Origin of the sequence: Acinetobacter schindleri, from assembly GCF_010918895.1 — a bacterium.
GTDB lineage: Bacteria > Pseudomonadota > Gammaproteobacteria > Pseudomonadales > Moraxellaceae > Acinetobacter > Acinetobacter schindleri.
The window spans coordinates 1,026,419-1,039,298 of sequence record NZ_CP044483.1 but is presented as its reverse complement, the minus strand read 5'-3'; the positions used below and the strand labels follow the sequence as shown (position 1 = coordinate 1,039,298).

Below are 12,880 nucleotides of genomic sequence, written 5' to 3'. Positions count from 1 at the left end.
TAGTCCGTGATTACTGTGCAGGTTTCACTCGTACAACATGTTGTACAAAAATACCCGAGGTGATGATGTGTTCAGGGTCTAAAGCACCTAACTCAACCACTTCAGAGACTTGTGCAATCGTGACATCGGCAGCCATCGCCATGATTGGGCCAAAGTTACGTGCAGATTTGCGGTAAACCAGGTTACCCCAACGGTCGCCTTGCTGTGCTTTGATTAAAGCAAAGTCAGCTTTAATTGGGTTTTCTAAAACGTAGTCTTTGCCTTCATAGTTCATGGTTGGTTTGCCTTCTGCTAGCAATGTACCAAAACCAGTCGGGGTGTAGATTGGACCCAAGCCCATACCTGCAGCTTGAATACGGCATGCCAGGTTACCTTGAGGAACCAGTTCTAATTCGATTTTTCCTGCACGGTACAATTCGTCAAATACCCAGGAATCAGACTGACGCGGGAATGAGCAGATGATTTTACGCACTGCACCAGCTTTGAGTAATTTAGCCAGACCGTAGTCGCCATTACCGGCATTGTTATTGACGATCACCAGATCTTTCACACCAAGTTTGATCAAACCATCAATCAGCTCAGCAGGCTGACCTGCAGTACCAAAACCACCGATCATGATGGTAGATCCGTGTTTGATTTGTGAAAGTGCTTCGACCAGTGAGGCAGAACTTTTATCGATCATCAAATAACTCCATGTATTGCCACTCAGTACAAAAATTTTGAGAACCTAAGGTTCTGGTTTGAACACATTCTGGACGGAGAACAAATTCCAACCAAAATCCTTAGGATTCTGTGTGATCTATTCTTGATAAATTCCAAGCTTTCGACTACGGTTTAAAAATAGTTTTGTACGGTTTACATAATCATTGCACGATGATCGAACAAAAATTTTATTAATTCTCAGAATTGAATAAAGCAACTGTAAAAATAGTGAGTGAATTAATATATGAAGATTAAGGAATTGACATGACAATCAATAACGGTGCCCGCGATCAGCTGATCCAGAATCCTGAAAATAAAAAAATAATTCGTCATGAAGATTTTATTGCTGGAGTAAGTAAGGGGCTGGCGATTCTGGATTGCTTTGCCAATGATCGATATCGTTTAAACGTTAGTATGGCAGCTGAAAAGACAGGACTTACACGAGCTGCTGCACGTCGTCATTTACTGACACTGGAATATCTTGGTTATTTAGATTTTGATGGACATTTTTATTCTTTGAGTCCCAAAGTACTTAAATTTTCAGGGGCTTATCTGAGTGGAGCACAGTTACCCAAGATTGCTCAACCACTTCTTAATTTACTGACCCAGCAAACTTCATTAATTTACTCTGTGATGGTCTTGGATGGTTTTGAGGCGATTACCATCGCGCGTAGTGCCGCCCATCAACAAACTGATCGAGTCAATCCTTATGGCTTACATCTCGGTAATCGGTTACCCGCGCATGCTACTTCAGCAGGAAAAGTTTTATTGAGTTATTTAGGTCCTGAGTCACAGCAAGAATGGCTTGAGCAATATCCTTTAAAATCATTGACCAAATACACCTATACAGATAATCAGGCATTTTTAGCTCTATTACAGCAAATTCGTGCTGATGAATTTTGCTATTCAGCAGAAGAGCATGAACTTGGTGTTCATGCGCTCGCAGTTCCAATTTATAATCACCGTGCCGATGTGGTTGCTGCTTTAAATATCGTATCTCCTACTGGACGTACCAGTAAAGAATATTTACAACAGCATATTTTGCCTTTACTACAACAAACAGCGCGTGAATTCCGTCAATTTGTTTAAGCCATTTTCTAGATAGAATGTTAATGTTGTAAATGAATACCTTCTCTCTAAAATAAAAAAACACATCGAGCTCAAATGAACTCGATGTGTTTTGAATCTAGCGCAGATTTAAATAACAAAAGTCTTTAAATTTGCACTTAGCTCGCTTTTTGTAGCGGTAAGCCTACATAATTTTCAGCAAGTGTCGTCTGACCTGCTTCTGATCCTAAAATGTAGCTTAATTCTGCTTGTTTGATTTTATGTTCAAACTCAGTTTCTGTTTCAAAACGATGAAGTAAATGTGTCATCCACCAAGAAAAACGTTCTGCTTTCCAGACACGTTTTAAACAGTTTTCCGAATAGCTATCAATGCCGGCTTCTGAACCATTGTCATAGTATTCAATCAAGGCTTTAGACAAGAATGCGATATCTGATGCAGCAAGATTTAAACCTTTAGCACCTGTTGGCGGCACAATATGCGCTGCATCCCCTGCCAGGAACAATTTCCCAAAACGCATTGGCTCTGTTACAAAGCTACGTAATGGTGCAATACTCTTTTCAATTGAAGGACCTGTGATTAACTTTTCACGGCTTTCAGGATCAAGACGGTTTTTCAACTCTTCCCAGAATTGCTCATCTGACCAGTTTTCAACTTTGTCTGTTAATGGGACCTGTAAATAGTAGCGGCTACGTGTATTTGAACGCATACTGCATAATGCAAAACCACGTTCAGATTGTACATAAATCAACTCATCTGCTATTGGTGGTACATCTGCAAGTACACCCAACCAGCCAAATGGGTACACTTTTTCAAAGGTCTTGATTTTATCTTCAGGAACACTTGCACGGCATACACCATGGTAGCCATCACAACCAGCGATAAAATCACATTGAACCGTGACCTGACGGCCTTCATCTTCAAATGTCACCGAAGGCTGCTCACCATAAAATTCATGAACTTGTACATTACTTGCTTCGTAGAAAGACGTTAATTGCGCTTCAGTACGTGCTTGCATCAGGTCTTTGGTTACTTCAGTTTGACCATAAACAGTGACCTGCTTACCTCCGGTGAGTTGGGTTAGATCCACACGGTGTTTCTCACCATTGGTTAGAATTTCAATACCGTTATGTGGTAAGCCCTTTTCTCTGAGTTGAGCATCTACACCGGCTTCAGCCAAAAGGTCAACAGATACCTGCTCGAGAATACCAGCACGGATACGGCTTGCTACATACTCAGCACTACGCTGCTCAATTAAAATATGATCAATACCGGCTTTATAGAGTAATTGTCCAAGCAATAATCCTGCTGGACCTGAACCAATAATTGCGACTTTAGTATTTAAAATTTCCATATGCTGACAATTCCTTAATAGCCATCCTTTTTTACAAGCTAAGAAATTTTTATGTTTCTGCCTAGACTTTAGCCTCAATCCCTACCGAAATAGGTGACTTTTGTCCGATGATCGGACAAGATATTTAAGAAATTAACTAATGAGGGATATATAATTGCGCAAGGATGTAATTTTTAGTGAGAATAATAATGAGTCTATTCAATATGATGATTACATTGCAGGTCTAGCAAAAGGTTTAAGTTTGCTAGAATGCTTCGGTATTGAACGTCAAAAGCTCAATGTTACTCAGATTGCTGAACGTACCGGACTAAGCCGTACTGCGGCACGACGCTATGTCCGTACACTCAAATTTCTAGGTTATCTCGATACAGATGAACATTTTTACTGGCTAACCTATAAGGTGCTACGCTTTTCCAGTGCTTATCTCAGTTCTGCATATTTACCGAAAGTTGCCCAGCCCATGCTTAATCTCTTAAGCATAAAAACTGCTTTAAGCTATTCGGTGGTAGTGCTGGATGAGCATGAAGTCGTACCTGTCGCAAAAAGTATTGCTCCCCAAATTGATACCAGCAAACTTAGTCCGCTTGGTGTACATCTGGGGAATCGCCTGCCTGCTTATGCAACATCAACGGGTAAAATATTGCTTTCACGTTTAAGTTTTGAAGCCCAACAGCAATGGCTAGATAAATTCAACCTGAAAAGACTCACTCCTTACACGATTACGGATCCTCAAGTATTTTTAAAAATATTGCAGGAAGTGGGTCAGCTTGATTACTGTATTTCTACAGAGGAACATGAATTAGGAATCACTGCGATGGCCGTACCGATTTTAAATATGCAGGGAGATACTGTAGCTGCGCTAAACTGTATTGGCTCAAGCAATCGGATTGATGCCAATTATTTAATACAAAATATCCTTCCATTGCTCAAACAAACTGCTCATGATTTGCGTGCCATACTTTGATGATATTGCATGATTTCTATACTCATTTATGTTTTATATGCTGAGTAATTGATCATACATATTGTTTTTTACAAAATGAATGCCTGTATTCATACTTTTTAATTCCTAGTATTTCACTCGATTATTCAATGATTTCCTAGGATCTGTGGATCCAATTAATCCATAAAAACGATTAAAACATTTATTTTATGCTTGAATTTGGATCCAATAATGCTACATTTTGCATATCGCAGATTTGCTGATTAAAACTTCAGCAACAAAACATGGACGGGTTTTGGTGCGATGAACATATTAAAAACATTACTAGGATGACACCTAAGGGCTAGGTAGGGCTGATTAAATGAATCAATTATTGATATTCGTTGATAGGTTCATATCCCCGCGATAGGTGTCTAAATCCATGGAGAAAGTAAATGGTTCAGAACCCTCGTGAGGAAATGAATAACAAAACCATGAATAGATATCAGTGGTTTGTTATCGGTATCTGTGTTCTTTTAAATGTCATCGATGGCTTTGATGTGCTGGTGATGGCATTCACTGCATCATCGGTATCAGCTGAATGGGGACTTACAGGTGCGCAATTAGGTGCTTTATTAAGTGCTGGTCTATTTGGTATGGGGGCTGGTTCTTTATTCCTGGCACCTTGGGCAGACAAAATTGGTCGTCGCCCATTAATCCTGCTTTGTCTACTAATTAGTGGTGTCAGCATGATTGCTGCTTCACTAGTACAGAATGCAACTCAACTCGGTATTATGCGTTTTATTACTGGTCTGGGGATTGGTGGTATTTTAGCGAGCAGTAATGTGATTGCCAGTGAATATGCATCTTTACGCTGGAGAAGCTTGGCAGTAAGTTTGCAGTCCACTGGATATGCAATTGGTGCAACTATTGGTGGTATGATCGCAATTGCTTTGATCAGCCATTTCGGCTGGCGTTCTGTGTTCCTTGCAGGTGGCTTAACGACCATGTTAATGCTGGTGGTAGCATACTTCACTTTACCTGAATCACTTGACTACCTGCTGGTCAAACAGCCAAAAAATGCTTTGGATCGTATTAATCATCTCTGCCAACGTATTGGTTTAACTCGTATTCCTCAGCTTCCTGAAGTTATCCATAATACAGCAAAGCCTAAAATAGGAATTGCCAAATTATTCACTGCCGGTCTTGGCTTACAAACTATTTTTCTTTGGTTAAGTTTCTTCTTCGTGATGTTTGGCTTCTACTTCGTAATGAGCTGGACACCAAAAATCTTGTCTGCAAATGGCATGACGACTGAACAAGCGGTGACTGCAGGTGTACTGATCAGCGCGGGAGGGATGTTTGGTGCAGCCCTGATTGGTCTCATCAGTGCACGTGTACGTATATTCTATGTGCAAGCTGCCTTCCTGGCATTAACCGCTATTTTAATTCTGCTCTTTGTGAATAGTACTAGCACACTTACCATTGCCTTTATCCTATCTGTTTTTCTGGGCGTATTGTCAAATGGCTGTGTGGCAGGTCTTTATGCTATGTCCCCATCAATTTATGAAGCAGATGTTCGTGCTACCGGTGTAGGTTCTGCAATTGGTTTTGGTCGTATTGGTGGAATTTTATCACCATTGGTTGCTGGTGCATTCTTAGACGGCGGTATTTCTTCCCTTACCCTGTATGGCTATTATGCGGGTGCTTTTGTTCTTGCGATTATGACTGTTCTAAGCCTGTCAAAATTACAAAATAAACACGCAGCTCAACTGAATTTCCAAAGCTCAACTGTAAGTTCATAACACTTTTATCGCTTCATTATGATGAGCTGAACATGAAGTTCAGCTCTATTTAAATATATAGGGACAATATTATGAGATTTTCTGCAATCTTTTTGGGGATACTTTCGCCTGTAGTTTTAGCTCCTGCGTTTGCAAACAGTTTTACTGATGATTCACAGATCACATTGACAGCACGTAATTTCTATTTTGATCGTGATTATAAGCGTGGAGATGATTTTCCAGCAGCACGTGACTGGGCACAGGGTTTTATCTTGAAAGCAAATTCTGGTTATACGCCAGGGGTTGTCGGATTTGGTGTAGATATTCTGGGCCTGGTAGGTTTTAACTTATTGGGTGATAGTGTCAATGAGTATGCTGCTTCAGGTTTATTACCTGTGGGCAAAGACAGAAAGCGTGCTGACCAATATGGTGAAATCCGTTGGACCGCCAAGGCAAAAGTACAGGACTCGACTTTACATGTAGGGACATTAACACCGATGTTTCCTGTATTATTTTCCAGCCCTGCCCGTCTATTTCAGCAGAACTATCGTGGTGCTCATCTCCAGTTTAATGAAATAGAAAACTTGAAGGTTCACGCCCTTTATACAGACCGTGTCAACCAGCGAGATTCTACTAACTATGAAAAAATTCGAGTAGGTAATCCTAATGGACGGTTCAACACTACTGCTGAATCTTCTGGCCTGCATATGTTAGGGGCTGAATATAAGGTAAATGATCAGATTGCGACACAAATTTTTCATGCAGACTTACATGATGTATATCAACAAAGTTTCTTGGGTCTAAAAACCAAACATGATATTGGCATCGGTAATTTCCTATCTGATTTACGTTTGTTCGTGAGTGAAGATTCAGGTGATGCCCTTGCAGGTGATATCGAGAACCAGCACTTCAGCGGAATCTTCGGTTTGAATCGTAGCAATCACACGTTTAGTCTTGGCTATATGCAATCGTTTGGTGATACTGCCCTACCTACATTAGCAGGGGCTGAACCTGCAGTATTCCTAGACAGTATGAGTGCTGACTTTACGAATATTAATGAAAAAGTCTACCACGTCCGTTATGACTACGATTTTAAAGACACGGCACTTAATGGTCTTAAATTTATGACCCGTTATAGTAAAGGAGTGGATATTGAAATTAGAAATCTACCGGGCGAAGAATTTGAACAAGATGCACTAGATTTCGATTTAAGCTATCGGATTCCAACAGGTAAGCTTGAAGGCTTAAACCTGCGCGCGCGTTACAGTCATTATCGTAATGATATGCCTGCACAAGGTATGGCTTTCCGTTCTGATAATGAAACTCGTGTAAATATTGATTACACTTGGAAATTTAAATAAATCTCAATTGATTTTGAAAAATAAAAGGTCTTGATCTGACACTACTCTTTTGAGTAGTGTCAGATCCTAGTTTACTTTTATTGAAATACATTAAAAACTAGATCAATTAAATAGATTAAATTATTATTTTTAAGATGGCATCAATTGAACTCAAAACCTAACCTATTCATTTCAAATTAATTTTATAGAATACAAAAATTCATTAACCCAATTTTGGCCCAACTTAGATTTACTGCATTGAATCACTTTAAAATCTTGTTCACATTCAAATTCAGAATTTGAAAAATTATAGGCAGTATATAAAAAAAATTATGGCAGGAGCAAAAAGTAAGTTAATAAAACATTTTTTAGGGGATCCTTTTATTGTTCTTTCTTTTTAGATCCAAATTTTACTTGTCGAATTACCTATCATTCAATCATTTTTCATTCATATTTTCTATTGTGTTTAGATTGCTTTAAAAGATATTAAACAATAATATTACTGATAATCATTATCACTCACATTAACTAAAATGTCTTACACTGTTCCTTCATCATTTAAGCTATCTTTACTCAGTTTTTCGATTTTAATTACACAGCAAAGTTTTGCCGATGATACTCAGCAACTACCAACGATTACCGTCACAGCGGAATCACAACAGAGTGAGCTCAGCTCTGAACAGAGTAAAGCTTATATCATCCAAAATTCGTCAACCGCTTCAAAACTGAATATTCCACTCAAGGAAACGCCGCAAACAGTCAATGTCCTTACCCGCCAGCAGCTGGATGACTTTGCTTTGGATAATACCCGGGACGTACTGCGCAATACCCCTGGCATTATCGTCAGTAATCAGGAAACAGAACGGACCTCGTACCTTGCCCGAGGTTTCGAGATTTCAAATGTTTTAGTCGATGGCGTTGGTATTCCACTCGAAGGCTATAATTATAATAATGATAATCCAGACAGTTTTTTGTTTGATCGTGTAGAAGTGGTCAAAGGCGCGAATGCCTTAAATAATGGAATTGGCGATCCCGGTGCAACTATTAATATGATTCGCAAACGCCCGACATCCGACCTTCAAACAGCCTTTAATGCCAGTTATGGCTCATGGAATACGCAGCGCTATGAAGTAGATGTATCCTCTCCTCTCACCCAAGATGGAAAAGTCAGAGGTCGTGTATTTGGCTATCAACAAACAGGCGACAGTTATCTGGATCGTTATGAACTGGAAAAAAACGGCATAGGTGCTGTTGTGGAGGCAGATATTACTGACACAACTCTATTGACTGCTGGCTATACCGAAACTAATCACAAGCCGAATGGTGTCAATTGGGGTTCTAATCCACTGATCAATACTGAAGGCGAGCAGCTCAGTTACTCACGGAATTATAATTACAGTCCAAGCTGGGCCCACTGGGATAGCAATATTAAAAGTTACTTTGCCGAGCTTGAACAAAAACTGGGTGGCGACTGGACAGCCAAACTGACCTATGATGAAAAACAGACTCAGCGGGATTCAAAACTCTTGTTCCTATTGGGCAACCCCGGTCCAAATGGCACTTCAGGCATCTTCCTCTACCCAGGCATGTATATTGATGATAATAAAGAACAACAAACCAGCCTGAGTTTCAGCGGTACCTATCCGCTTTGGGGACAACGCCATGAAGCCTCATTGGGCTATGTCTGGGCTAAAAATCGTCTGGATGAATTGGGTTATGCTGGCAGCTTTGCCAATCCGCTGACCACAGATTTAGCCAGCTTTACACCCGAAGAACCAACCTGGGATATGTCGAAAACTAGTGGTGAAATGCATATCCGGCAGAAGAACCAGAGCCTTTATGCTGCAACCCGATTACACTTCAATGATGATCTGAAACTGCTTTTAGGTGCGAACTATGTTCAGGCTGAAAGCAGTGGGAGTAGTTATGGAACAGATACTGTTTATGATGAAGATAAGGTTTTACCATATGCCGGTCTGACTTATAACTTTAGCCCTGAATATACAGGCTATCTGAGTTACACCTCGATTTTCCGTCCACAAACCACCAAGGCAATGGATGGTAGCCTTAACAAACCGATCGAAGGTGAAAGCTATGAAGTCGGAGTGAAAAGCTCTTGGCTAGATGACAAGCTTACCGCCACCATGGCCGTGTTCAGAACGGAGCAAAGTAATTATCCGCTTCGTGATTCTGATGGTATTCCGACTTTACGCAAGACTCAGGTTAGTGACCTGCGTTCCCAAGGCTACGAGTTCGGCTTGGCAGGACAAGTGACCGACTATTTAAACTTAAGCTTTGGTTATACCCAGTTTAGCCTGAAAGATCTGATCAATGGCGGTGATGCGCGTACCTTCAATCCGACCCAGTCTTTTAATCTTTTAACGACCTATCAGGTGCCACAAATTCCAAAACTGAAACTGGGCCTTGGTGTGCAGTGGCAGGATCAAACCTATCTGGATGTACCTGAAGCGACCGCCAATGGAGTGATTACCCAGAAAGCCGGGGTGATCGAGCAGGATGCCTATGCTCTCGTGAACTTAATGGCCAGCTATGAACTGAATGAACATATGACCTTGCAAGCCAACGGCAACAATCTGACCAATGAAAAATATTTGTTTAATTTCCCCAATCAGCAAGGTTTTTATGGTGCACCAGCAAATTACAGCGTTGCTGTGAAATTTAAATACTGATTTTCAAGCTTAGCCTTGACGACATGTTCAGGGCTAAATCATCACTACATACACAAAAACAGGTAAAACAAATGAAAAAAATGATCGCTCTGACCCTCGGACTGTCTATGACACTTTCAGCTCAGGCGCATATGCTTTGGCTGGAACGTGGCACAAATCAGCAGACTCATGCGTTCTTTGGTGAATATAGTGAACAGCTTAAAGAAACGCAGCAAGGTGCCTTGAAGTCTTTTAATCAAGCAAAGGCCGTTCAGTCTAGAAAAAGCTTTAGTCCTCAAATGCAACAAGATCATTTGCTTTATGCGACCCAAGGCCAGACAGATGTCCAGCTCAGTCATGAATTGATCTATGGAGAATCATTGCTGAGCTATCATGCCAAAGCAGGTAGACAGAACCTGCAAGCTGAGTCCGAACTGGATATTGTCCCGACCAAAATCAATAGCAATACATTTACGGTACTGTATCAGGGTAAAGCTGCTGCAGATGTTGAAGTCACGGTCTTTTCTCCGCAATTCTGGCTAAAGAAATACACCACCAACAGCCAAGGCCAGATTACCATTGCCACGCCATGGAAAGGTCAATATGTTATTGAAGTCGGCAAAGAAGCAGACAAGGCAGGAAAATTGAATCAGCAGGCCTATAAAAAACAGTATCTGGTCACGACTTTAAGTTTTGTTCATTAAGTTTTTTAAATTTTCATCAGTATAGATTTATTCAAGGCCAAATATGATTTCTGTAATGCAGCCTCTCGCTATTCTCTATCGCTTAGGCATGAGCTTTGGGGTGGGCTACTTGTGCAGTTATTTGATCGCACTCGATCTGGCTTACTTTCTACAGGCTTTTCTGCCTAAAGCAGAATCCGTCTATTTGGCTGCATTTACTGCCCTGATTTTTTATGTCTGTTTTGTGATTGGAATCTTCTGTATCCAAAGTTTAAAAAAGCTTTCTATCTATAGCCTGATTCCTTTACTTATTTTATTTCTCTTCTCCCGCTTCATAGGTTAAACCATGCATAAATCTGTTCGTCAATCCATGGCATGGTTACATTCATGGCTGGGTTTAAGCTTTGGCTGGTTACTCTTTGCGATCTTTTTAACAGGCGCGGTCACCTATTACCGACATGAAATCAGTCTATGGATGCAGCCTGAATTTGCCACAATGCAGGTCAATCAGGAAACTGCCTTAAAATCTGCTTACAGCTATTTACAGCAGCATGCACCGGACGCCCAAAACTGGTATATCGGAGTTGCCAATCAAGATTCACCTGTGAATAAAGTTTATTGGCAAAAAATGGATGGTGGCTATGAAGTCAAAACCCTGAATGCTTCGACAGGAAAAGAATTACAACTTTCAGCCACACAAGGGGGAGATTTTTTCTATAATTTTCATTTTCAGCTCTATGGTATGCCCTACACGATTGGTCGTCTCATTGTGACGATTGCTGCCTTTATCATGTTACTGACTCTAATTTCAGGAATTATTACCCATAAAAAAATCCTGACAGACTTTTTTACCCTAAGAGCCTTTAAAGGACAGCGCTCTTATCTGGATTTTCATAATGTTAGTTCAGTGATTGCTCTGCCGTTCTTTTTGACCATGACATTTACCGGGTTGGCGATTTTCTTTTATATCGTGTTGCCTTCCGGTATGAAAAAGCTTTATCCAGACAATCCCTTTCAGTATTTTGAAGAAATTCGCACAATCAATACATCAGCCACCCCCTCAGTTCCTGTGAAAACCGAGATGCTGCCAATTCAACATTTTATCACCACGGCGCAGCAACATTGGGGACATGCGGAATTTGACAATATCACGGTCAAGCAGCCCAATACCCAGCTGGCACAAATGACCTTAACTCAGCTCAAAGATCATTCCATTACCCGAAATCAGGCACAGCTTATTTTAAATGCGACTACCGGAAAATTGCTTGAAAGTACACGCAATGAAAGTGCAATTGCCACACTCAATGCCGGCATGTATGGCTTGCATATGGCGCGTTTTGCCGAGCCAGTCTTACGCTTAGGACTGTTTTTTTCTGGGCTATTGGGCTGCGCCATGATTGCCTCCGGTCTGCTGCTGTGGAGTCTGAAACGCCAGATGCAGAAAAAATCAGCGCGGTTTCATATCGGACACTATTTAGTGAACCGCTTGAATATCACCATGATCATTGGCTTGCCGCTTGCCATGCTGGCTTATCTCTATGCGAATCGTTTTATCAGCATCCCTGTAGGTGCACCAAATTATGAGATTTATAGTTTTTTCAGTATTTGGCTCGGCAGTTTCATTCTGGCATGTTTAACACCGCAGCAATATTTATGGAAAATTCAGCTTAAAATCCTGATTGGTACTGCTGTTATGCTGCCGCTGATCAATATTTATTATCTCATTTTCCATGATTATATTGATTCTTTTACAACTTACTGGCCATTTCTGCGAATCGATCTGATGTTGTGGAGCTTGGCACTGCTTGCCCTCTTTTTACACCAGAAAATTACGCCCATTCAGCAAAAGGCGGTCAATAAAATTCAGGCCAAACTAAAATCTGCGCAGCAGGAGTCTTCCACATGATATGGATCGCAGTAACCGTTCTTTTATGGCTAAGCTGCTTTGCCTTTTATGCGGTAAGTGCAAAGCAGATCCTAAAAACCCGAAAATCTCGTTACGCTTTTTTAGCTAATTTTCCTACGCACACTAAATTCACTGCGGGTATTTTCTTATTCGTCGCGATGTTTTTATTACGTACCCAGTTTAGCTCGAGTATTAGCTTTGTGGCTTTATGGGTATTTCTAAGCCCTGTACTGTTTATCTTTATTCTAAAAATAAACAATTTAGAAAAAAAACTATGAAGATTCGATTTGCACTATACGTCAGTATGAATATAAAATCTGGATTGCTCCCAGTATCCTAGACATGAGACAGCCTCATTTTGGAGCTGGAATGATCTAAATTAAATTCATCAGAATCACTCTATTTTAATATTAATAAATAAAGTCTAAAATAGTTAATATATTAGCTTATACAT

11 protein-coding genes are annotated in these 12,880 nt (G+C 40.5%); 9 read left to right on the top strand and 2 right to left on the bottom strand.

The window, feature by feature from the left end; genetic code table 11:
- Nucleotides 1-10: 10 nt before the first annotated feature.
- Nucleotides 11-682, bottom strand: coding sequence for a 3-oxoacid CoA-transferase subunit A (locus FSC11_RS05070; RefSeq protein WP_163165532.1), 672 nt, complete (start codon nt 680-682; stop codon nt 11-13).
- 284 nt (nt 683-966) lie between these two features.
- Between FSC11_RS05070 and pcaU the strand changes: the two genes are divergently transcribed.
- Nucleotides 967-1,791, top strand: coding sequence for an IclR family transcriptional regulator PcaU (gene pcaU, locus FSC11_RS05065; RefSeq protein WP_004892336.1), 825 nt, complete (start codon nt 967-969; stop codon nt 1,789-1,791).
- A 137-nt stretch (nt 1,792-1,928) separates the two neighbouring features.
- On the opposite strand, the gene pobA is transcribed toward pcaU, so the two are convergent.
- Entirely contained in the window at nt 1,929-3,122 is a 1,194-nt protein-coding gene (pobA, locus tag FSC11_RS05060; RefSeq protein WP_163165530.1) for a 4-hydroxybenzoate 3-monooxygenase, read from the bottom strand.
- A 154-nt stretch (nt 3,123-3,276) separates the two neighbouring features.
- Here pobA and FSC11_RS05055 point away from each other — a divergent pair, with 154 nt between their 5' ends.
- The 8 genes from FSC11_RS05055 (at nt 3,277) to FSC11_RS16455 (ending at nt 12,704) form a co-directional block, all read left to right on the top strand.
- Entirely contained in the window at nt 3,277-4,086 is an 810-nt protein-coding gene (locus tag FSC11_RS05055) for an IclR family transcriptional regulator domain-containing protein (RefSeq protein WP_163165528.1), read from the top strand.
- A gap of 413 nt (nt 4,087-4,499) precedes the next feature.
- Nucleotides 4,500-5,849: an MFS transporter gene (locus FSC11_RS05050; protein ID WP_163165526.1), complete on the top strand. Its 1,350-nt coding sequence runs from the start codon at nt 4,500-4,502 to the stop codon at nt 5,847-5,849.
- A gap of 71 nt (nt 5,850-5,920) precedes the next feature.
- Nucleotides 5,921-7,189 (top strand): OprD family outer membrane porin, encoded by a 1,269-nt coding sequence (locus tag FSC11_RS05045; RefSeq protein ID WP_163165524.1) that lies wholly within the window; start codon nt 5,921-5,923, stop codon nt 7,187-7,189.
- 512 nt (nt 7,190-7,701) lie between these two features.
- Nucleotides 7,702-9,858 (top strand): TonB-dependent siderophore receptor, encoded by a 2,157-nt coding sequence (locus FSC11_RS05040; RefSeq protein ID WP_163165522.1) that lies wholly within the window; start codon nt 7,702-7,704, stop codon nt 9,856-9,858.
- A gap of 71 nt (nt 9,859-9,929) precedes the next feature.
- Nucleotides 9,930-10,541: a DUF4198 domain-containing protein gene (locus tag FSC11_RS05035; RefSeq protein WP_163165519.1), complete on the top strand. Its 612-nt coding sequence runs from the start codon at nt 9,930-9,932 to the stop codon at nt 10,539-10,541.
- Nucleotides 10,542-10,584: 43 nt separating this feature from the next.
- Nucleotides 10,585-10,863, top strand: coding sequence for a hypothetical protein (locus tag FSC11_RS05030; protein WP_163165517.1), 279 nt, complete (start codon nt 10,585-10,587; stop codon nt 10,861-10,863).
- 3 nt (nt 10,864-10,866) lie between these two features.
- Nucleotides 10,867-12,426, top strand: a complete 1,560-nt coding sequence (locus FSC11_RS05025; protein ID WP_163165515.1) for a PepSY-associated TM helix domain-containing protein — start codon at nt 10,867-10,869, stop codon at nt 12,424-12,426.
- Nucleotides 12,423-12,704, top strand: a complete 282-nt coding sequence (locus tag FSC11_RS16455) for a hypothetical protein (RefSeq protein ID WP_163165513.1) — start codon at nt 12,423-12,425, stop codon at nt 12,702-12,704. Before FSC11_RS05025 ends, FSC11_RS16455 begins: the two co-directional genes overlap by 4 nt.
- The last annotated feature ends 176 nt before the right edge of the window (nt 12,705-12,880 follow it).

What these genes read in the sequence shown, in the direction of transcription:
- FSC11_RS05035 (WP_163165519.1), top strand. Translation starts at nt 9,930, where the DNA reads ATGAAAAAAATGATCGCTCTGACCCTCGGACTGTCTATGACACTTTCA.
- pcaU (WP_004892336.1), top strand. Translation starts at nt 967, where the DNA reads ATGACAATCAATAACGGTGCCCGCGATCAGCTGATCCAGAATCCTGAA.
- FSC11_RS05025 (WP_163165515.1), top strand. Translation starts at nt 10,867, where the DNA reads ATGCATAAATCTGTTCGTCAATCCATGGCATGGTTACATTCATGGCTG.
- FSC11_RS05045 (WP_163165524.1), top strand. Translation starts at nt 5,921, where the DNA reads ATGAGATTTTCTGCAATCTTTTTGGGGATACTTTCGCCTGTAGTTTTA.
- FSC11_RS16455 (WP_163165513.1), top strand. Translation starts at nt 12,423, where the DNA reads ATGATATGGATCGCAGTAACCGTTCTTTTATGGCTAAGCTGCTTTGCC.
- FSC11_RS05050 (WP_163165526.1), top strand. Translation starts at nt 4,500, where the DNA reads ATGGTTCAGAACCCTCGTGAGGAAATGAATAACAAAACCATGAATAGA.
- FSC11_RS05040 (WP_163165522.1), top strand. Translation starts at nt 7,702, where the DNA reads ATGTCTTACACTGTTCCTTCATCATTTAAGCTATCTTTACTCAGTTTT.
- FSC11_RS05030 (WP_163165517.1), top strand. Translation starts at nt 10,585, where the DNA reads ATGATTTCTGTAATGCAGCCTCTCGCTATTCTCTATCGCTTAGGCATG.
- FSC11_RS05070 (WP_163165532.1), bottom strand. Translation starts at nt 682, where the DNA reads ATGATCGATAAAAGTTCTGCCTCACTGGTCGAAGCACTTTCACAAATC.
- pobA (WP_163165530.1), bottom strand. Translation starts at nt 3,122, where the DNA reads ATGGAAATTTTAAATACTAAAGTCGCAATTATTGGTTCAGGTCCAGCA.